Genomic DNA, 21523 nt, shown 5'->3' with positions numbered 1-21523 from the left:
TCGGTCAACGATAGCGACCGGAACAGCAAAGAAAAAGGGCCTTCAATGAAGGCCCTTTTCAGTTTTAACCGATACCCATCAGTACCTGCGACGACCCAGACCGAGTAGGCCCAGCAGCGCAAGACTCAGGAAGCCCAGGCTACCGCCACCGTCGTTGTTGGCTGGCGGTGTGGGTGTTTCAGGAGCCGGCGGCGTTGGTTCGACGCCATCTGAGTTAACCGTCAGCATAAAGCTGGTGCTGCTGGCGTCATCAGGGTAGGCCAGGTCGTACACGGTCACTGTCACTTCAGTCGTGCCGTGCCAGTCGGCATCCGGCGTGATACTGATAGTGGAACCGCTGTCGCCACCACTGGCGCTGCCGCTGATATGCTCACCGGTGACCTTGATACCGTTGCTGGTCCCATTGATATCGTGATAAGTCACCTCGATACCTTCCAGCGTCGTGTTTTCGTCCATCTCTTTATCGCCAATGGCAATCAGTGTGATGTTACCGGGGGCCTTGATATTTTGGCTCACGGTCACCGCCTCCGAGTCCTGATATTGGCTGGTTACCGTCACGGGGTTATCCTTGCCCACCGCGGCCGAAGACACACGTACCTGGAATTGCAGGGTCAGGGCCGTTTGCTGCGGACCGCGATAGTCGGCGCACACCACAGTACCGTCTTTCACCTTTTCATCCACGTCATTGTAGGCGAATCCATCGTTGAACCAGCCGGTAATGGGGCCAAAGGTGTCACGCTCGGTGTTGTAACCGTGCAGACCAATAGAGCCCAGACTGTCGTTATGGGTACGTATGGTCTTGTAGGCGAAAATCACCTCAGGAGCGCCTTGGGCGAAGTCCAGCTCGGTGGCAATAATGGTCTGGATATCGAAGAAGGCATCGGGATCCGGATTATTGTTACCGCTCAGGAACGCCATCCACTCCTTACCACCGCGCCACTGGAACAGATAGTGTTTGTCGGTGATGGCGGCCCAGACATCGTCTGTCCATTGACCCGTCATCCAGTCGAAGCTGGTTTCCGGCATCATCACGTCGCCGCGCCACAGTGGGGCTACCATGGTGTCGGGGAAGGTCTGGAAGTTGTCATCAAATGCGACAATCATGTTCCAGAATTCGGGCATGGGGTCGAATTTCACATAACCGAAGGGTGAAATTTCCAAGATGTCCTGACCGTATTCCGCTGGCATACCATACAGTGGCACTTCCGGCAGGCCATTGGCCGACAAGGGAATGCTGAGGTACTGGTTGGAGCGTCCCGAAATACCAAGCGGCATCATGAGATTGGCCATATTGTAATAAGTCGGGTCATCGCCATAGGGCACTTTACAGCTGGCATCGGTCTCATTGGTGGTAAACACATAATGAGGTGCGATATCCGCACTGGAGGCCTGGGTCGCGGCAATCGTCAGTGTCTGGCCATCAATGGTCAGCCCCTCGGCATAGTTTCCTATACCACCAATGCTGATGCTGTCTTCCAGCAATGTCAGACCCGGTGCCAGCTCAGTACTGATGGTAAAGGCGCGCTCGCCGCCCTGAAGATTGGGCGCCAGGTTCACGATGACATCCACCAGGTCGCCTGCTTTGGCCGCGTCCTGACTGGTGCTGATTTCAGTGTCTGTACCCTTGTGAGTCAGCTTGACACCAAACTGACCGAGGTTATCGCTGTTATAAGCATCGCTGCCGATACCCGCATAGCCATAAAACACATCACCCTCTTCGGCGCCATCGAGCTGATAGTTCAGCTTCATTTGAAATGGCTCAAGTCCATCACTGCTGGCAGGGCCTTCGATGGTCAGATTACCCTTGTCATCACTGCCTACCAATGCCAGCGCCAACTGGAAGCTGTCCTCGTTGTTCTGCAGATCCTCGTAGTCATATTTGAGGTTGGAGGCATAGGCCCAGTAGCGGCCCGGCACAGGATCGTTGATGGCACAGTAGTCGTGATAGTCGACCCGGGAGAAACACAGGGCTTCATCGGACCATTGGATGTCTCCATCGCCATTGATATCCATACCCATGTCGATGGAAGCAAAGGCATTGGTATCCGCTTTGATGACTTCGAATACCAGTCGTTTAGTGCCTTCGGGAACATCGAAGAAGCGAACAAACTGGCCGTCGGCCTCACGCTCGGCACGGCCAAAGAAGGTGTCCCTGGCTTCAGAACGCTTCATTTGCCAGTCGATGCGCTCAGCCTTGGTCAAACCAAAGACGCTGGAGTTAAATGACTGGATTTCACCTGGCTGTACCGGTGCCGACAGCACATGCCCCTCGTTACGATGGATGGTGGCTGATACTTGCTGTGGCAGCTTATCGTTGGCAAAGCGCATGCCCACGGGCAGATGTTGTACAGGCATCTCAGTGTTGCTTGGGGTCAGGATGACGTCGCCCGTTAGCTGAATCTGCGAACTGTCGGCGCCGGGCGCCTGAATCTCCAGTACCTTGGCCTTGAGAACTATGGCTTGAGACTCACCCTTTCTGAGGCTGAATTCCTTAGGGAACACATCCAGCTCCAGCATTTCGGCGCCTTCAATGTCGTGGACTATCGACTCGGCAGTCCAGCTGCCATCACGAGTTGCTGTGACAACCCGCATCAGGCTGCAGCTCCCGGCGCAGCTTTCATGGTAGAAGTAGGGCACGTTCAGGGTGTTCACTGTGCCGCCATTCCTGGGGTTGGCTGCACGGTAGTTGTCACCGGTTTCGTCCATCAGCAGCCCAGCCTTATCGGCGCGGGCGACATTGATAACGCCGCTTCCCGCATCGGCATTACCTGCCTGAGCAGTGGGCGCGAATGGTGCGAAGTCCTGCGAGCGGGTTACCCCTTTGGTGCTGGCAGTGGTCATAAGCGCAGACTGGATTTGAGCCGGTGTCCAGTCCGGATGGCTTTGCTTGAGCAGTGCCATAGCGCCCGCCACATGGGGCGATGCCATTGAGGTGCCGCTGATGGCTGCGTAATCGGCGGCACCCGGCGTGGTGCTGAATGGCATATCATCGGCCCAGGCGGCAAACACATTGACACCCGGTGCAGCCAGGTTGGGTGACATGACTTCGGGATTTTCAAGATTGGGGCCCCGAGAGGAAAAATCGGCTACGTAGTCTGCAGTGCCCTGTTTCGCCAACACCTCTGAGGCCGCGATAGTCAGCTGGTGGCCACTGCCGGAAGCCAGCCAGTCCTGCAAGCCAAAATAGCCGGTTTGATAAGTGCCTTCCCAGCTTTCGATATTGATGTGAATACCGGGAATGACATAGGGGTCGTTGACAATACTGTCACCCCAGTTGGTGTTGTAGAGGATAAAGCCACCCGCACCTCCAAGGGCTACATGTTCGGCTTTCAACACCCGGGCGATATCACCACGGGCACAGACTACGATGGGGGCTTTATCGAATGGGGTGCCGTTGGGGTCCATATCGAAGAAGCCCGCCGGGAAGGGGTCGTTACACTTGGCGTATTCGGCACCATAGGCCGCAGCCTCAACTACTGGGCCTGTGTAGGCTCCGGAGATCCCGGCACCGTTAATGTCTGCCAGAGGCTGATCGCCGCCCTGGGCATTGGTGGTCTTTTTACCTTCGATGACAATCTCACGACCATGGGTGGTAGCGGCAACAGACGTCAGCCACGGAGACAGGTGGTCGATGGCACCGCGGGCCTGACTCGCGTACATGGGGGAATAGGAGTTACCGGCTGATGCAGACACGGAAATGCCGGACTCGCGTGCAGCAAGAAAGGCCATTTCCATCGGGTCTTCCCAGGGGAAACGGCCGAAGGTGGCGCCAATGGAGTAGTTGATGACATCCACACCGTCTGCGATGGCATCCTCAATGCCCGACAGTAACGCAGAGCCCGGACAGCCGTAGAAGGCGTTGCCGTAGGAGCCATCACCGGGGAAGCACACCTGATACATTACCACGTTGGCATGGGGGGCAACGCCTGAAATCGAGGCGAACTTGAGCCCGGTACCTATACCATCGCCACTTTCGCCCAATCCAGGAACCACGTGCTCAACATTGTGTAAGGTATTGCCCGCTGCAGTAGATGCCGTGTGGGAGCCATGACCATTATAGTCCTCACCGTTGGCCGGACGTTTGGGGGTACTCACTTCCCACCAGGGAAGCTCGGGTTGGAAGCTTGGGTCCAGATAGCTGTCGGTGATAGCCGCATAGGAACGGACGCCGATAAGCTTGTCGTTACACATGCCGGCAAATTCTGGCTTTTCACAGTCGCCGACATAGTGGCCTTCACCCCAGGGGTTAGTGTGGCTATAACCATCATCACCGGTGGCGGCAAAGGCGCGATGATCGCTGTTGATACCGGTATCCAGCACCCCAACGATAATGCCTTCGCCCTTGAAGCGATCACTGGAGGTTTCACCGGTCCAGAGTTTGTCGGCTCCAATGTGCTTTGGGCCCACATCGGTGTGCAGCTCGTAGGTTTGCTCCCGGGTAACACTCAAGACCTGTGGCAGCTCGGCGATACGGGCTGCTTGCTCCTGCGTCATGCGCATTGCCATACCGTTAAAGGCTAACTGGAAGCTTCTCAGCAGCTTGGTATCGCCCGCAACCGAGCGCATGCTGCTCATAGCTTGTTGCTGCTTGTCTTCGAGATAATTGCGGTAGCTCTGTACAGGCTGGCTTTGCAGATCCAGCTTATCGTGTTTGAACAGGCTGAGACTGGCCGGGATCCGGTTTTGGCGCGGGGAGGTGGCTTGCAGGCCGGCGATCCCCCCTTGATATAGGCTTACCGGACTGTCACTCAGGCGGATGATGTAGTTTTGTTCGCCCGTCAGTCCCTGTTCGAAGGCAAAGGGAAGCTTGTCAGTGCCAGGCAGGGTAATGGCACGGTGAACATTTCGGCCATTGCTGGTGCGGTTGGCCTGAATAGCGTTTCCACTGAGTCTGTCTTTGTTTTTATTGGCATTGAACTGTTTGATTTGCTCCGTCATTTCCAGGGGGCGGGGCGTTTGCGTCAGGGGACTGGCGGCACTCACGGCTGCCGAGCCTGCATACATGGCCGCAAGGGTCATCATGCTAATCTTGCTGAGTTTCATCGACTATTCCTTCTTATTGTTATGAAGAACGTGCGCAGCGTTGTTTTCTGCCGTTGAAATACTTGCTGGCTCGATGAAGTGGCGTCCAATGCGTAATAGGGTATGGCGCAATGCATAAAAGCTATTGCTGAAATACCGCCCTGCAAAATGTTAATCAAATGTTCTTTCTCATCATGGTCTTAATCGATGCTTGTTCGATTTGCTACATTTTGGCTCGTTATAAATCAGTTACCTATTGATACATTGCTACATTTGTTAAGCATTGGTGATACAAAGTGTAAATCTCATTTGCTTGTGGCCGATGATGGGATTGCATAGATTGGGGGCGCTATTCCAATAAAAATAACAGCCGCTACAGGCTGAATTCATCCCAATCGGGGACTGTATGGAACTACGACATTTACGGCATTTTTTGGTATTGGCTCAGATCAAAAACTTCAATCAGGCGGCAAATAAGTTAAATCTGGCTCAGCCTTCTTTGAGCCGTTCTATTCAGCGAATGGAAGAGTTATTGGGGGTTCAATTACTTGAACGCCATGCAAGAGGAGTGGAGTTGACCCGTTTTGGCGAGTTGGTGCAAAGCCGTGGCAGTCAAATCGTGGTGGAGCTCGAGTGTCTAAACCGCGAAATACGCTCGTTGAAGGGAGTTAATCGGGGAGAATTGGTGATTGGCGCCAGCCCCATACCATCGGCACATATGTTGGGGCCTGTCGTTGGGCGCTTTATCAGCCAATACCCGAACGTTAATGTCGAACTGAAAATCGATGGATGGAGAAAGCTCAGGGAGCGTTTGCATCTGGGGGGCTTGTCCTTCTTCATCGCAGAAACCCAAATCACCGGATTGGATCAGGACCCGGATCTTGGCATCATCCCACTACCGCCTTTCCAAGTGGTGTTTTGTGCCAGGCCCCAGCATCCGCTTTTGGCGAGAATGGGATTGGGAAGTGCAGATTTGGGACGGGGTGGACTGTCCCTGTCCCTGTCCAGTCTCGCAGACTACCCCTTGGCTGTGCCTCGGGAACTGCCCGAACATGTGGCCGGTTTATTTGGCAATCTGTTCAGCCAGGAGCTGCGCGAACAAGCAGGGCTGCTGCGTTTCGACCAGTTTGGCAGTATCAAGTCGTCATTGGCGGCATGCGATTTGATTGCGTTGACGCCTGAACTGGGGATCACCGAAGAGCTGAAAAGTGGCTCGCTGCAGATATTGCCTGTGATAGATATGCCCGTCATCAAAGCCAATTTCAGCGTGGTTTATTGCCGCAGAAGAGGGCTGGATGAGCTGGCCGCTGCCTTTGTGCACTCTCTTGAGGCCTCGCTCATCCACGAACGTCACTGATTTATTCCACTGTTAACTTGCCGCTGAGGGTTGAGAGCTCAATCACGCCCTTGCCGCTGCCGAGCACCATATTCAGACTGCTGCCGGGGCCGTATTTTGGCTTTTCAGGGGCTTGGTTGGTCAGGCCGTTATGAATTTTGCCGCTTGGGCCTCCGTTGATGGCCACCCGGGCATCGGCATCGCCAAGCAGTTTGACCGACACATCACCGCTGACCGATTCACCCGACACTTTTACATCGCCTTTAAGCGTGAGTTCGGCATCACCACTCACGGCGTTATATTGCACGCCATGGGCGTTTGGCAGCGTCGCTTCGGTATCACCGGATACCTGCTCGATACGCACTTTTTTTGTCTGGTTATTGAGCCGAATATCACCGCTGACAGATTTGTAGCTGGCGTCATCGCTGGTGGAGTTATTGTCCTTGACGGTGCCCGATACAGTTTCAATTTTCACCGTGCCACTGAGATCCGCGGTTTCCACTTCCCCTGAAACAGTATTGACGCTGACCTTGCCTCCCAGGCGGTTTGCTTTGATGTCGCCTGAGACTGTGCCCAATCCCAAATCGCCTTCCAGCCCCTGGACCCGATAATCCGCAGAAACCCCCTCGGCGTTTAAGGTCAGTTTGGCTGGCACCTTGATAACCAGTATTGAGCCCTGATTTTTCTTGCCCTGGTAGCTTTTTGGCAGCTTGTCTTCCAGCAGAATACGACCACCCTGATTTTCAAAAACCAGGCCTTCGCTGAGCTCATCGAGCGTACCTTGTACCTGAATTTTATTTTGGTCCCAGGGGCTTATTTCCACTTCGCCGCGCTGAACCCTGATATCCAACACCACCTGCTCGCCAACATCCAGGCTTTTATCAATTTTTTCTGCGGCAAACAGTGGGCTTGCGAGCAGGCACAGCAGCGACAGTGAGTACAGTGTTTTCATAGGGTGTCTCCTTGTGTGGCGCCGGCTGGCAGCCTTTGACCCTGGGTTAAAAGTTCAATTTCGCGGCGCTGGACCCAGAGCCAGAGCTGCCAAAGTTGCTTATCCTGTGGGTTAGCCTTGAGCGAGCTCAAAATAAGCCGCGCGGCTTCCCGCAGCTCTTTCAAGCCCGCTTCCACCGGCTCTTGATATCCCACCCGCAGCCAGGCGTTGCTGGATGATTCAGCAAGTGAGGCCACTTCCTGACGGTGGGCGAGCTCGATACTTTCTATTAGCGGCAACAGGCTGTTATCCGCCTCGGGCGGATTGTCAGTGGGTAGCTGCGGTACCAAAGCCAGCAGCAGTGCCGCAGCCACGGCAGTTGGTACGTACCAGGGCAGTCTTCGCGGCCGATTTTCGTTTCGGTCTTCCCCTGCCGTTGTTGGCTGTGGGCGGTCGAGCCTTGCGGCAATGGTGGCCCAGTTGGCGTCGGGCGGCGTCAGCTCTTTGGGGGCATTGGCAATGAGTTTATCGAGGCGTTCGTCGGCTGTACTGGTCATGACAGCATCTCCTTCATCAGTTCCCGCGCCCTGTGGTAATGAGCCTTGCTGGTGCCGGTGGATATACCGAGCAGACTGGCCACTTCCTCGTGGGAAAAACCTTCCACGGCAAATAGCACAAACACCAGCCGGGCACGCTCCGGCAGCCTGACTATCAGGCGGTCGAGCAGCAGACCATCGTCATGTTGGCAGTGCTCTGGTGCATCCTGTATTTGCCAGTCGGGCACTATTCGGGCCCAAAAGCTGCGATGTTGCTTGAGGGTGCTTAGTGCCTGATTAAGGGCCAACGAGTAAAACCAGGTGCCAAATTGGCTCTCACCACGAAACTGCGGCAGCTTGTGCCACAGGCGAACAAAACTTTCCTGCAATATTTCATCGGCAAGACTCGGTTCGCCGCCAAGACGCAGCGCCAGCGCATAGATCCGTTTATGGTGGCGCTGGTACAGGGCTTCAAAGGCGCTTTTATCGCCCTGTGCCGCTTGTTGCGCCAGGCTGACATCATTCACGTCTTGTGATTGCAACTTGGCCTGCTGTGGTATTGGGAGCACCTTGGGTTCCATCGGTCCTTGTATGCTTAATAAGACAGATGTCCAAGATAGAAAGGTTTAGTGGGGATGCAAGATTTTTTGCATCCCTTGTAACTCATTGTTCCTGAAGCACCTTGAAAACCAGTCTTGCACCGGCCAGGTCGGCCAATGCAGAGCCCACACTCTTGAACAGCGTGATGTCGGTGTCGCTCAAGCGTCCCTGCACTGAGCCCTGACAGAGTTCTGACAGCTCAGCTTTCACCTCATCCAGCGAAAAGCGTCCCTCTGACACAGGTATCAAGAGCTCACCGGCTTCATTAAAGACGTTGAGCCGTGAATCGACATAGACGTGGGCGTTGGCGATGAGGTGGGTATCGCATTCGCGACAGTCTTTGTGGTGATTGCCGACAAAGTCAGTGTGGGTGCCGGGCGTGACCCATTCTCCGGGAAAGAGTGGGGTCGGGGATCCGGTGGCGCAGCTGATGATGTCGGCCCAGGGCACATCTACTTGCAGCGCATCTGCGGCCGTTACCTCAATATCGGCGCGCTGCGCCCTGATAGCGGCAATGGTCGTGGCGACCTTTTGCGGGTTTCTCCCCCATACGCGGATTTCCGTGATGGGACGTACGCTGGCGTGGGCCAGTGCCATATAGGTAGCCAGATTGCCTGTGGCGCACAGCAACAGTTTTCTACTGTCTTCGCGGGCGAGGAAGCTTGCTGCCAGCGCGGAGATGGCAGCAGTGCGCCAATAGGTGACACTGGTGCCGTCAATCAAGGCCTGTGGTACGCCTGTTGCTCTGTCGAATAGCAATATTTGCGAGTACAGGCTCTCACACCCAGGGTTTTTAACTGGATTGTCAGGTAAGTAGGTAAAGGCTTTTACCGCAATGCTTTCTTCATCCCAGGCTGGCAACAGGGCAAAGGCGTGCTGATTGTCGGCAGTGTCCGACAGCGCGTACACCTGGCGCTGGGGCATGGTGAATGGGCGGCACAGTTGTTGCTTTAGCGCTGCGACAAGGGTTGGAAACGTCAACTTTTGTTGCACTTGGTTGCCATCGATGATTTTCATACTGATCCAGATAAAGTTAAATAATGGGATATTGTATGCAGTTTTATGGGGGCAAGTAAACTCATTGAGACTGATCCGGATTCTGGTGAGGGCTGTTAAAAAGTGATTAAAACTCATGGAGTTTTTAGCATTTGCAGCCAATACTCATAAGGATGTCTTCAATCAGAAGAATAATCGACGTGTGACTCTTTTGTGACCCTTAAGGTGCAGTTACCAAATAGACGCCAAGGGGGCTACAGTTATTAAAGATCGCTACATGGGGAAAGTAACATGCTCATTCGTCAAAAATTAATGCTGAGCGCAGCGTTGTCGATCGGTGCCCTGGTGGCGATGTTCGGTTTGCAGCTGTATTCCGGCAAAACTCAGGTTGAGTTGGCGTTGGCCGCTCAAACGGTTGTTGAGCTGGAAAGGGATATGCTTGAGCTTCGCAAGGATGAGAAAGATTTTTTAACCCGCAGTGATATGGCGTATGTACAGGGACACGCCCAGCACGCAGCAGAGCTGAAAAACAAGCTGAGCACTATCAGTCAAGTCTTTGAAGAATATGATATGCCTCTGGCGCCTTTAAATCGGTTTGAGAGTTTGTTGGGTCAATACCTGACACTGTTTTCCGAGGTGGTAACGCTTCAGCAGCAGATTGGCTTGACCCCCAAGTCGGGCTTGTATGGCCAGCTCAGAGAGGCGGTACACAATGTGGAAACCTTACTGAAAGAACACAATAAGCCAGAGCTGGCAGTACAGATGCTGCAACTGCGGCGCAATGAAAAAGATTTTATGTTGCGCCGTGACGCCAGTTATCTGGAGAAGTTTCAGCAAACGCTGCGCAGCTTTGACAGCACCCTTGATGGTTCCGATTTAAGTCCGGATGTTGCCGATGAAATCCGTCGTCTGATGACGGATTACCAGGTTAATTTCGAAGCCTTGTTTAACAAGGAAAAGGAATTTGGTCTGGGTAAAGAGGACGGCAAGATGGGCGCACTCAGAACCGTGATAGACCAGGCTGAGCAGGCGACCGAGGAAATCGCCGGTATCATCCAAACCCTGCAAAGCCGCACCCGCTCCATTGTGCAATTGATGGAGGCCAGTCAGCGCCAGGGCGGAGAAAGCGCTGAGCAGGCAGCCAGTGCCGGTACCATGTTGGCGCAGATAAACCAGGATGTGACCAACATTATGGACATGAGTACCCAGATAGCCGCGGCTATCGAAGAGCAAAGTTCGGTGGCGGCAGAGGTGAATAAAAACGTAGTAGTTATCAGGGACATCGCCGAAGAGTCCTCCCATGCGGCTATGGCGAACGCCAAAGCGTCTGACGATGTGCGGGAGCGGGCCGAGTATTTACAGAGTGCAGTTAGCCAGTTCCGTGTGAGTTGAGTAATAACGCTGTGAGAAAGCCGCCGAAAGGCGGTTTTTTTTCGGACAAATGCCAGGTGCGGGGCTAAGCTTAAATGAAGCTTCATCCGGGGATATTTGTATGCGGCTCAATCATTTCAATATGTTGCTCGGCACCTTGGTTACATTGGCCGCCTTTGTAACATCGTTTCTGATCCACGGCCTTTTTATTCGCCCGGGATTGATGAGTGAGGTGCGGGATCAGCAGTTGATGGAGGTAAAAGCCCTTAAAGCGGGCATGAATTTTTTCAGCCAGCCTCTGTCCACCTTTAGCCATGATTACGGTGTTTGGGATGAGATGGTGGCCTTTCTCCAATCTCCCGAACCTGAGTTTATCGAATCCAATCTTTATGATGATGCCTTCGTTGCCGCTGGTATGGATGGCGCCTTTTTATTTGATACCAGCGGAAAACTGGTATGGGGATATCAGGGGGTGCCGGGGCTGCTGCCGGATAGCCTTGAGTCGCAGGCGACCTGGATTGGTCCTGTATTGCCCGATACTAAAGCTGTGAGTGCTGAGGTCGCCAGTACTCGTCGGGGGCTAATCCGTTACGGAAGTAAGGTGATGTTTTTCAGTAACAGCAATGTGTTGCCAAGCAATGGCCATGGTGAAGTAATTGGCAGTTTTATGGTTGTTCGCCTGATAGATGTCTCACTCACGGATATGCTCAAGCAATTGACTCTGGTTGAGTCCAGTCTGTCTCTTGCTAATCCCAGGCTTCATGGACGCTTGCCCATTCTGGAAGATCCCATACACCTCGATGAGGTAGCTCAAAGTCATCAATGGCTGGTGAAGGATGTGTTTGGCGCGCCTGCGCTGGTGATGACAGTTCAGCATCACAAGAGTGAAATCCCCTCGTTTATTTCCCGTGAATCCATGTTGATTTTTGCCACTTTTATGGTGGTAGTGCTGCTGGGCTCAGTGCCTCTCTCGCTGTTTGTATTGACTCCCCTTGGTAATATCAATCGGGTGCTGGTGAAAATGACGACCCGGGGTCGACTCACCAAAATTAACCAATCCTTTTTTATCGATGAGCTGCACAGGCTGACTGGCTCATTTAACCAGTTGGCAGAAATGCTGGAGCGGCATCAAAACTATCTGGAATCGCTATCCTTCAAAGACCCGCTGACCGGCATTGCCAATCGTCGGGGTTTGGAGGCGTTTGCCGCCAGGGCCCATCAGGAGTGGTTGGATGGTAAGGGGGCTCTTGGATTTCTGATGGTTGATGTGGACGAGTTTAAACAATATAACGATACACAGGGCCACACAGCGGGTGATAAAGCCTTGCTCTCGGTCGCCCAGACACTACTGATTGAATGTCGGCGCAGGGGAGAGCTGGTCACCCGCTTTGGTGGTGAAGAGTTTTGTGTCGTGGTTCATGGCGACGATACCCTGCAAATGGAACGTTTGGCAGAGCGGATGCTGCACAGGGTGAGAGAGCTTGCCATTACCCATCCATCCGGCCAATTTGGTTACATTACTATCAGTGTTGGTGGTGTTCTCTTTGAGCACTACGATCCCCAGTTTGCCAATACATCCTGGCAGGATATGTTGGTCATGGCGGACAAGCAGCTGTACCTGGCCAAATCAGAGGGTCGCAACCGAGTGTGTGTCCGCTTTATGCAGGCAGCCAGATTGATGAAAACGGTAGGGTAAAACAAATCTACAAGGGGGAGGCGTTGTGAGACGCCTCAGTAACGGCAACCGGGTTGCGGTTTGGTTATGATATAAGACGGTGTATTTCAGCTACACACCGTCTACTTCGGCCGCAGGTCCCTTTTACTTTTTTCTTGCCCGGACCTTTTTCACATGCCTTGACAAGAGGCCTCAAGCACAAAAGTCACCTAAAGCACAAAAGTCCCCACCTGGGCTCGCATGTGTCCTGCCAGCTGTGCCAGTTGATTAACTGCCTCGCTTAAATCGTTTGCGGCCTGAGTCGATTCCTGGGCTATATCACTGATGGCGATGATGCTCTGATTGATGCTTTCAGCGACGCAACTTTGTTCGTCGGCGGCGGTGGCTATATGGGTGTTGAGTTGGGTTATGCTGTCAACACTCGTCACTATGTCCTGCAGTGCGCTGCCAGCGGCGTTGGTGCTTTGGTTGGCATTGTCTACCTGGGCAATGCCTTGTTCCATGGAGGATACTGCGCTTTTGACCCCTTGCTGTAAGGATTCAATCATGGACTCAATTTCCCGGGTCGATTCGCTTGTGCGCTGAGCCAGGGTTCTAACTTCATCGGCCACCACGGCAAATCCGCGTCCTTGCTCACCCGCTCTTGCTGCTTCGATAGCGGCGTTCAAGGCCAGCAGGTTGGTCTGTTCGGCAATGCTCTTAATCACATCCAGCACTCGTCCTATGTTTTGGCTCTCGGTGGCAAGTTCGCCTATCACGGCAGCCGTTCCCTGAATTTGTGACGCGAGCACCGACATGCTGCTGATGGACTGCTGCACTATGCTGTTGCCCTTGGCGGCACTTTCATCGGCATTTCTGGCGGATTCTGCGGCTGAATTGCTGCTTTGCGCAACTTCCGCCACTGCGGCTGTCATTTCATTCATGGCGGTGGCGGTTTGCTCAGTCTCCGATTGCTGCTTGAACATGCGATCATTGGCTTGGCGGGTAAACTCATTCAATTCATCAGCAGAGTCCCCGAGCGTCGATGCGGCCTCGGCAATACTCTTCAAAATACCCCTGAGGTGGTTTACCACGCCGTTCAAGTCTTTGGATATTTGGCCCAGTTCATCATCACGGAAAACGGTAAAGCTGACCGTCATATCGGATTTATCCCTCATTATCATGAGTTTTTGGCGTATTTCGGTTACGGGGGCCATGACTCCCCGATTAACCCAAAAACCGAAAAAGCTGGTGATGACGATGGCAAAGGCGGCAAGACTGATAAACCATTTCAGCGAGCTGGAGTGCAGCGTCTCTACCTGCTCACGCTCCATGTCGGCAATGTGAATTTGCAGCGCGACAAGCTCGGCAATTTTACCGCTGATGGGATCGATGACTTCGTAAAGGGGCATGATGTCGCCACTGAATTGACCAATGACGCTGCCTGATTTGCCCGCGAGTTTGTCCAGGAGAAGTTGAATTTGCCGATTGGCTGGAGCAAACAGTTGCTGTGCCTGTTGGGCCAGCTTTTGTTAGTCAGAAGTCAGCTCTGTCGCCATGTACTTGTCCCAGCGGTTGGCAATGTTCTTGTTGGCTTCGATTAAACCGTGTCTGGCTTCTTCAGCGGAAAAGCCACCGGCATTGGCTTTGTTGATGGCATCAATGACAAATACGGCATAGTCATCGCCAATCAGTTTGAGATCTTCAAGAGGAACGACTCTGTCATGGTAGATGCGAAGCACGCCGTCTTCTATTTTGGACATGATGTTCATGGAGACGCCGCAAACGATGATTAGCAGCAGCACAGGAATAAAAAATCCCAGCAGCATCTTGTGTTTGATCTGCAATTGATTCATCGGAGACCCCCGACAGGGTAAATGGACTCTCCTTCGCCTGACTCTGTCATGCCTTTGGTTGAGCCATAGCTATAGGTATAGCAAACGGAGGTATTTTCGGGAGGGATATTACAGATACAAAAAAACCTCGCATTGCGAGGTTTATTTGTTTGGTACAGGTGAGAAGACTTGAACTTCCACGCTCGTAAGAGCACCAGCACCTGAAGCTGGCGTGTCTACCAATTCCACCACACCTGCACTGTATTGTTAAAGACTCTTTGTGTTAATTGGTACAGGTGAGAAGACTTGAACTTCCACGCCCGTAAGGGCACCAGCACCTGAAGCTGGCGTGTCTACCAATTCCACCACACCTGCACAATGAGTCTTTGTACAGCTAACTATAATTGCAAAGTGGTACAGGTGAGAAGACTTGAACTTCCACGCCCGTAAGGGCACCAGCACCTGAAGCTGGCGTGTCTACCAATTCCACCACACCTGCACTGTACTGCCTTGCAATTTTTCTCAGTCGCCTGAGCACCTTAAGTTGAAGGTGGTGCCCGAACCCGGAATCGAACCAGGGACACGCGGATTTTCAATCCGCTGCTCTACCAACTGAGCTATTCGGGCGACGGGGTGCATTAAATAGCTTTTGGGGTTTTGAGTCAACTCTTTTCTCAGGAATATTTCAAAAATATGTGTGTTTGGATAAGTTTTGCCCGAATCGGTCTGAAAGCGGTGTTTTTGTGTATTTTTATTGTGCAATACAGGAAATCCCCATGGAACTAGGGTGGGTTTTAGAAAGGGGTATATAGCGAGTAAAGGGAGAGGATATAAGGGGTTGTGGTAGGGGGAAGGTTGAAAAAATCGGGTTAAAGGCCAAAAAAACAACGCCCGGCCTATAGCCGGGCGTTATTACAGGTGGCGATACCTTAGTTTTCCAGCATCTCATTGGCAGGGAAATTTTCCTGCATCACCATCAGGACATGCTTTTTAAGCTGTTCCTGGCCAAGCTCATCATAGGACTGGGCCATAATTTCCAGCGCACGTTCTGTAGATGGAGTGCCCGGGAAGGACTCCATCACAGTTTGAGCTCGAACGGCTGCGGCACTCCATGCATTCATCTTGACGTAGTATTCAGCCACCTGAATGGAGTAGCGGGCCAGGCGGTTTTTCAAAAACTGCATCCGTTGATGGGCATCGGCCGCATATTTGCTGTTTGGATAGATCTTGATAAGACGCTCAAAGTCCTTAAAGGCATCCATGGCATTTTTTGGATCACGATCGGTACGATCTATGTTCATCATGTCATGGAACAGATAGCTGTCAGCCTGCATGTTTACCAGGCCCCGCATATACTGCACATAGTCCACATCGGGGTGAGTGGGGTTGAGGCGCAGGAAGCGGTCAATGTTGGCAATCGCCTGGGGGGTATCGTCCAGCTTATAGTAGGCATAGATCATGTCCAGCTGAACCTGAGTCTTGTGCGCACCGAAGGGGAATCGGGAATCGAGGGCTTCCAGGCTTTTAACGGCTTTGGAGAAATTCCCCAGTTCCATGGAGGTTCTGGCCTGGGCATAAAGTGCCTCAGGTGACTTCTGGCTCAGTACGAGATCTTCCTGACTTCCTGAGCTGCTACAAGCGCCCAGCGCCAGCGCGAGCAAGGCAACGGCCGAGCCTTTGGCAAATTTATACATACTTGAATTCAATTCTTTTGAAGTTGTAGTTAAGAATTCTTCCATTTCACGATAAAATGGAAAACATCCGATTGTAACAGATAGCATACCACTTTGGACCCCGATACCGGGGTACGGTTCCCATGACCCAAGAGATTAATCTAAAAAGCGAGATTTCAGCAACACAAACGGGGCTGAGACTGGATCAAGCCATTGCGGAGTTGTTTCCCGACTATTCGCGCACCCGGCTGAAAGAATGGATCCTCGGTGGCAACGTCTATGTAGATGGTGTCGTTGTGACTAAACCCAGAGAAAAGGTACTCGAATCTCAAGTCATTGAGATTGAGGCCACCCTGGAAGAAGAAGTCGCGGCAGAGGCCCAGGCCATCGATCTCGATATTGTCTACGAAGACGACCATATTCTGGTGATCAATAAGCAGGCCGGCCTGGTCGTGCATCCCGGTGCCGGAAATGCCGATGGCACCCTGATGAACGCACTTTTGCACCACTGCCCTGAAATTGAACATGTGCCCAGAGCCGGTATCATCCATCGTCTGGATAAAGACACCACTGGTTTGATGGTGGTGGCAAAAACGGTAGAGGCCCAGACTCATTTGGTTGCTGCGCTGCAGGCCCGTGATATCACCCGTGAATACGAAGCCATAGTGCTTGGTACCATGACAGCCGGCGGTACTGTGGATGCTCCTATTGGTCGTCATCCAACCAAGCGCACCCACATGGCGGTGCACCACAGTGGCCGTCCTTCGGTGACCCATTACCGGGTAGCCGAAAAGTTCCGTGCCCATACCCGTTTGCGTCTGCGTCTGGAAACCGGCCGTACTCACCAAATTCGTGTGCATATGGCGCACATTGGTCATGTGCTGGTCGGGGACCCAGTATATGGTGGTCGTCCAAAGCCGCCTAAAAATGCCAGCCCGGAGTTTTTTGAGATCCTGAAAGGCTTCACCCGTCAGGCGCTGCACGCAGTCAGGCTCGAGCTGGCGCACCCGGTCACCATGGAAATCATGTCCTTCAACGCGCCAATCCCTGAAGACATGGTGCTGCTGACCAAGGCCCTTCGTAAAGATACTGAGGCCAATCCTCAGGACCATATCTGATACCAAGGGGATAGCTGAGATGTTGCGCCCGCATTGGCCACTACCTCCAGGTGTGAAGCTTGCCTTTACCGATCGTAAGGGTGGCATAAGTGAGCCGCCCTACGACAGCCTGAACCTTGGGCTGCATGTGGGGGATAATGCGGGGCGGGTTGAATGCAATCGCCGCGAGCTTGTGGCAGCCCTGGCGTTGCCCGCCGAGCCACTTTGGCTCGATCAGGTGCACGGGACAGAAGTGTACCGGGTTGATGACAAACAACAGGGTTACGGCAATATTTCAGCTGCAGCTCCCGGTGGCGCAAAGCCGCCCGTTGCCGATGCCAGTTACACCAATAGTGCCGGTATAGTGTGCGCCGTAATGACGGCCGACTGCTTACCTGTGCTTTTTGCCTCTGCCGATGGTCAGGAGATTGCGGCTGCCCACGCGGGGTGGCGTGGTTTGTGTGATGGTGTGCTTGAGCAAACCCTGGCGTGTTTCGTTACGCCTACCGAGCAAATTTATGCTTATCTGGGCCCCGCCATTGGCCCGCAAGCGTTTGAGGTGGGGGCGGAAGTGCGCGACGCGTTTATGGCGCAGGATCCTGGCTCCGACGTGTGTTTCACGGCATCTGGCCAGAATAAGTTTCTGGCCAACCTCTTTTCACTGGCGATGCGACGACTGATGCATGCTGGTGTGGTGCAGTGTTTCTCGACAGACATCTGCACCTATTCTCACCCCAATGATTACTTTTCCTACCGGCGCGACGGCGTGACCGGCCGTATGGCCTCCCTCATCTGGCGGGATTAACCTTCATTTTCGTGTGTGATTATTATTTGCGCACTTGAAAATCCCGTTTGCAGCCCCATCTTTTAGGTAACTACTCTCAGGTGACCACCTTTAGGTAACCATTCTTGGGTAACTAAAATTCAATGCGGTCCTAGTTACAGGAGGCTGTATGCGACTCGATCGTATGACCAACAAATTCCAGATTGCCATATCTGATGCTCAGTCTCTGGCCCTTGGCAGAGATCACCAATTTATCGAACCCGTACACCTGATGATGGCGCTGCTGAATCAGGACGGCGGCTCCATTCACCCTTTATTAACCCAGTCCGGCATTCGGGTGAGCAACCTGCGCTCACTGTTGTCCCAGGAGTTGGAACGTCAGCCACAGGTAGAAGGTACCGGCGGTGATGTGCAGTTGTCGCAAGCACTAATTCGTTTGCTGAACCTGTGCGACAAGCTATCGCAAAAGCGTAAAGACAAATACATCTCCAGCGAGCTGTTTGTGCTGGCGGCGCTGGAAGGCAACGACACCCTGGCGCAAATTCTCAAACAGGCGGGCGCCACCAAAGAGCGGCTGGAGCAAACCATTGAAGATATCCGCGCCGGCCAGAAGGTGGATGACCCCAACGCCGAAGACAATCGTCAGGCGCTGAAAAAGTACACTGTTGACCTGACCGAACGCGCCGAGCAGGGCAAGCTTGACCCTGTAATTGGCCGTGACGATGAAATTCGCCGCACCATTCAAGTCTTGCAGCGCCGCAGTAAAAATAACCCCGTGCTCATCGGTGAGCCCGGTGTGGGTAAAACCGCCATCGTAGAGGGGCTCGCCCAGCGGATTGTTAATGGCGAGGTGCCGGAAGGCATAAAAAACAAGCGGGTGTTGTCCCTGGATATGGGCGCGCTGGTGGCTGGTGCCAAATACCGAGGTGAGTTTGAGGAGCGCTTGAAAGCTGTCCTCAATGAGCTGGCTCAGGAAGAAGGTCAGGTGATCCTCTTTATCGATGAGCTGCACACCATGGTGGGTGCTGGTAAGAGTGACGGCGCCATGGACGCGGGTAACATGCTCAAGCCTGCACTTGCCCGCGGTGAGCTGCACTGCGTTGGTGCCACTACTTTGGATGAATATCGCCAGTATGTAGAGAAAGATGCCGCCCTCGAGCGCCGCTTCCAGAAAGTGCTGGTGGACGAGCCCTCGGTGGAAGACACCATTGCCATTTTACGCGGTCTCAAGGAGCGCTACGAGCTGCACCACCATGTGGAAATTACCGATCCGGCCATTGTGGCAGCGGCGAGCATGTCGCACCGCTATGTGTCAGACCGCAAACTGCCTGATAAGGCCATCGACCTGATTGATGAAGCAGCGTCCAGCATTCGGATGCAGATTGACTCCAAGCCGGAATCGCTTGACCGCCTGGAGCGCCGTGCCATTCAGCTTAAGCTGGAGGAGCAGGCGTTGGCGAAAGAAAACGACGAAGCCAGCCGTAAACGTTTGGAGCATTTGCGCCATGAGCTGAAAGACGTGGAAGCCAAGGCCAATGAGCTCAACGAAATCTGGCGTACCGAGAAAGCCGCGCTCGCGGGAACCCAGCATATTAAAGCAGACCTCGAGCAGGCGCGTATGGATCTGGAAGTGGCCCGCCGGGCGAGCGACCTGACCCGCATGTCTGAGCTGCAATATGGCCGTATCCCCGAGCTTGAGAAGCAGCTCGACCTGGCGGCACAAGCCGAAATGCAGGACATGAAGCTGCTGCGCAACAAGGTGACCGATGTGGAAATCGCCGAGGTGCTGTCCAAGGCAACCGGTATTCCTGTGGCCAAGATGCTCGAAGGCGAGCGTGAAAAGCTGCTGCAAATGGAGCATGTGCTGCATGAGCGGGTGATTGGTCAGAACGAGGCCGTGGATGCCGTGGCCAATGCTATTCGCAGAAGCCGCGCCGGGCTTGCCGATCCGAATCGTCCCATAGGTTCATTCCTGTTCCTCGGCCCGACCGGGGTGGGTAAAACCGAGTTATGTAAATCATTGGCGAAGTTTTTGTTCGACACTGAATCGGCGCTGGTGCGTATCGATATGTCGGAATTTATGGAGAAGCATTCGGTCTCCCGTTTGGTTGGGGCGCCTCCCGGCTATGTGGGTTACGAAGAAGGCGGTTACCTTACCGAGGCTGTGCGCCGCAAACCTTATTCGGTCATTCTGCTCGATGAGGTGGAAAAAGCGCATCCGGATGTGTTCAACATTCTGTTGCAGGTGCTGGACGATGGTCGCCTGACCGACGGCCAGGGCCGCACCGTGGATTTCCGCAATACCGTGGTGATCATGACCTCAAACCTCGGCTCAGACATTATTCAGGAGCGCTTCGGTACCCTGGATTATGCCCAGATGAAGCAAGAAGTGATGAATGTGGTGGTGCACAGCTTCCGGCCCGAGTTTTTGAACCGGATTGATGAAACGGTTGTGTTCCATCCGCTGGATGCAGAGCACATCAAGAACATTGCCTCCATCCAAATCGAATCGCTGCGCAGGCGGTTGGCTGAGAGAGAGTTTGAACTCGACCTCAGTGACGAAGCGCTGGCCTTTATTGCCAGAGCGGGCTTTGATCCTGTTTATGGTGCGCGGCCGCTGAAACGGGCGCTGCAACAAGAGGTTGAAAATCCGCTGGCGCAGAAACTGCTGCGGGGTGAGTTTATCCCCGGCAAACCCATTCGGGTTGACTGCCTGGATGCTGAGTTGGTGTTTGCCCAATAACCAGACAAAACACAGTCATTGGGTACTGAGTCGCAAATGTTGTGGTTTATTGGTGATGTGTAATTCAGATCATGAAAGAAGAGGGAGCCAGTTGGCTCCCTCTTTTATTACCTGTAGTCACGAACATTAGAGTATACGGCGTGGGCTACTTTTTCCGGTCTTTACAGAAAAGCGAAATCCGCTTTTTGGCGTCTGAGAGAGCAGTCTCACGCTCTTCGTCGGACATCATCACGGGCTCGCCGGTAGAGTCATCTTTACGGGTTACACGGCTAAAGTTGGACAGTACGTCCAGATTCTGCTTCGCTTGCTCACAAATGGCGTCAGCCTGGTCGGCATTTTGCTGACGAACCAAATCGGCATTTTTTTGTTCATCCGATACTGTCTCGTCGTTCTTGGGAATGGGCTTGGGTGAATCAAAGCCAATGGGCTTGGGCTCAAGTTCTGCGGCATTCAGGGTTTGCGTCTGCGTCTCATCCGGTGGTGGCTGCTCGCTGAAATGCGTCACGCCATTCTTATCCACCCATTTATAAATGGTCGCGGCCTGACTTATACCGCAAACCAAGAGTAAAGGGATGAGTATTGCCTGGTACCTGAATTCCATAAGGCCCTGCCTCCATAAAGCACTCGCCTGTGATTGGCGAAAATGTGGTATCTTGATTCGGTGTAACTTAATGATAACCAGTGTATGCAAAATATTGACAAGCCAACAGTAAAAAATCGCGGTATCTATTTGCTGCCTAACCTTTTTACCACTGCCGGATTGTTTTCTGGCTTCTACGCCGTAATCGCGTCCATGAATGGCCAATTTGAATCTGCAGCCATTGCGGTGTTTGTTGCCATGCTGTGCGATGGACTCGATGGCAGGGTAGCAAGGTTAACCAATACCCAGAGTGAATTTGGCGCCGAGTACGACAGCATGGCCGATATGGTGTCATTTGGGATGGC

At 53.3% G+C, this 21523-nt stretch carries 14 protein-coding genes, 4 tRNA genes and 1 pseudogene (1 of these 19 running past the window's edge); 7 read left to right on the top strand and 12 right to left on the bottom strand.

The genetic code is table 11. The features are described 5' to 3' along the window. Positions 1 to 78 precede the first annotated feature (78 nt). Entirely contained in the window at positions 79 to 5043 is a 4965-nt protein-coding gene (locus K0H63_RS14535; RefSeq protein ID WP_220065286.1) for a S8 family peptidase, read from the bottom strand. 385 nt (positions 5044 to 5428) lie between these two features. On the opposite strand from K0H63_RS14535, the gene K0H63_RS14530 reads away from it, so the two are divergent. Beyond that, complete coding sequence (locus K0H63_RS14530) at positions 5429 to 6379, top strand: LysR family transcriptional regulator (protein ID WP_220065285.1); 951 nt, start codon at positions 5429 to 5431, stop codon at positions 6377 to 6379. A 1-nt stretch (position 6380) separates the two neighbouring features. Here the strand turns inward: K0H63_RS14530 and K0H63_RS14525 are convergent, their stop codons facing one another. From K0H63_RS14525 to lhpI, 4 genes are all read right to left on the bottom strand, one after another. Continuing rightward, positions 6381 to 7310 carry a DUF4097 family beta strand repeat-containing protein gene (locus K0H63_RS14525; RefSeq protein WP_220065284.1) on the bottom strand — a complete coding sequence of 310 codons (930 nt, stop codon included), beginning with the start codon at positions 7308 to 7310 and terminating at the stop codon, positions 6381 to 6383. Further along, positions 7307 to 7846 (bottom strand): hypothetical protein, encoded by a 540-nt coding sequence (locus tag K0H63_RS14520; protein WP_220065283.1) that lies wholly within the window; start codon positions 7844 to 7846, stop codon positions 7307 to 7309. Before K0H63_RS14520 ends, K0H63_RS14525 begins: the two co-directional genes overlap by 4 nt. Further along, positions 7843 to 8406 (bottom strand): RNA polymerase sigma factor, encoded by a 564-nt coding sequence (locus K0H63_RS14515; protein WP_220065282.1) that lies wholly within the window; start codon positions 8404 to 8406, stop codon positions 7843 to 7845. Before K0H63_RS14515 ends, K0H63_RS14520 begins: the two co-directional genes overlap by 4 nt. An 82-nt stretch (positions 8407 to 8488) precedes the next feature. Further along, the gene (gene lhpI / locus K0H63_RS14510; protein WP_220065281.1) at positions 8489 to 9442 is read right to left on the bottom strand and encodes a bifunctional Delta(1)-pyrroline-2-carboxylate/Delta(1)-piperideine-2-carboxylate reductase; all 954 of its coding nucleotides are present in this window, start codon (positions 9440 to 9442) and stop codon (positions 8489 to 8491) included. A gap of 270 nt (positions 9443 to 9712) precedes the next feature. On the opposite strand from lhpI, the gene K0H63_RS14505 reads away from it, so the two are divergent. Continuing rightward, positions 9713 to 10813 carry a methyl-accepting chemotaxis protein gene (locus tag K0H63_RS14505; RefSeq protein ID WP_220065280.1) on the top strand — a complete coding sequence of 367 codons (1101 nt, stop codon included), beginning with the start codon at positions 9713 to 9715 and terminating at the stop codon, positions 10811 to 10813. A gap of 100 nt (positions 10814 to 10913) precedes the next feature. Next, positions 10914 to 12488, top strand: a complete 1575-nt coding sequence (locus tag K0H63_RS14500) for a sensor domain-containing diguanylate cyclase (RefSeq protein ID WP_220065279.1) — start codon at positions 10914 to 10916, stop codon at positions 12486 to 12488. A gap of 188 nt (positions 12489 to 12676) precedes the next feature. Here the strand turns inward: K0H63_RS14500 and K0H63_RS14495 are convergent. From K0H63_RS14495 to K0H63_RS14470, 6 genes and pseudogenes are all read right to left on the bottom strand, one after another. Beyond that, a pseudogene (locus tag K0H63_RS14495) lies at positions 12677 to 14302 on the bottom strand (methyl-accepting chemotaxis protein). A 150-nt stretch (positions 14303 to 14452) separates the two neighbouring features. Then, positions 14453 to 14539 (bottom strand) — tRNA-Leu (locus tag K0H63_RS14490). 30 nt (positions 14540 to 14569) lie between these two features. Further along, positions 14570 to 14656 (bottom strand) — tRNA-Leu (locus K0H63_RS14485). Positions 14657 to 14693: 37 nt separating this feature from the next. Continuing rightward, positions 14694 to 14780 (bottom strand) — tRNA-Leu (locus K0H63_RS14480). Positions 14781 to 14832: 52 nt separating this feature from the next. Then, positions 14833 to 14908, bottom strand: a tRNA-Phe gene (locus K0H63_RS14475). Between the two features lie 302 nt (positions 14909 to 15210). Beyond that, positions 15211 to 15975, bottom strand: coding sequence for an outer membrane protein assembly factor BamD (locus K0H63_RS14470; protein WP_220065278.1), 765 nt, complete (start codon positions 15973 to 15975; stop codon positions 15211 to 15213). A gap of 122 nt (positions 15976 to 16097) precedes the next feature. On the opposite strand from K0H63_RS14470, the gene rluD reads away from it, so the two are divergent. The 3 genes from rluD (at position 16098) to clpB (ending at position 20578) form a co-directional block, all read left to right on the top strand. Next, the gene (gene rluD / locus K0H63_RS14465; RefSeq protein WP_220065277.1) at positions 16098 to 17072 is read left to right on the top strand and encodes a 23S rRNA pseudouridine(1911/1915/1917) synthase RluD; all 975 of its coding nucleotides are present in this window, start codon (positions 16098 to 16100) and stop codon (positions 17070 to 17072) included. A gap of 19 nt (positions 17073 to 17091) precedes the next feature. Continuing rightward, positions 17092 to 17856 carry a peptidoglycan editing factor PgeF gene (pgeF, locus tag K0H63_RS14460; RefSeq protein ID WP_220065276.1) on the top strand — a complete coding sequence of 255 codons (765 nt, stop codon included), beginning with the start codon at positions 17092 to 17094 and terminating at the stop codon, positions 17854 to 17856. Positions 17857 to 18004: 148 nt separating this feature from the next. Next, positions 18005 to 20578: an ATP-dependent chaperone ClpB gene (gene clpB, locus K0H63_RS14455; RefSeq protein WP_220065275.1), complete on the top strand. Its 2574-nt coding sequence runs from the start codon at positions 18005 to 18007 to the stop codon at positions 20576 to 20578. A 145-nt stretch (positions 20579 to 20723) separates the two neighbouring features. Here the strand turns inward: clpB and K0H63_RS14450 are convergent, their stop codons facing one another. Then, positions 20724 to 21179 (bottom strand): DUF4124 domain-containing protein, encoded by a 456-nt coding sequence (locus K0H63_RS14450; RefSeq protein WP_220065274.1) that lies wholly within the window; start codon positions 21177 to 21179, stop codon positions 20724 to 20726. Between the two features lie 84 nt (positions 21180 to 21263). On the opposite strand from K0H63_RS14450, the gene pssA reads away from it, so the two are divergent. Further along, positions 21264 to 21523 carry the beginning of a CDP-diacylglycerol--serine O-phosphatidyltransferase gene (gene pssA / locus K0H63_RS14445; protein WP_220065273.1) on the top strand. It continues 592 nt past the right edge of the window, so only the first 260 of its 852 coding nucleotides appear in the window; it begins with the start codon at positions 21264 to 21266; its stop codon lies beyond the right edge, outside the window.

The organism is Shewanella zhangzhouensis (genome assembly GCF_019457615.1).
Classification (GTDB): domain Bacteria; phylum Pseudomonadota; class Gammaproteobacteria; order Enterobacterales; family Shewanellaceae; genus Shewanella; species Shewanella zhangzhouensis.
Note: the sequence above shows the minus strand (reverse complement) of the source record. Positions and strands in the feature narration are given on the sequence as shown.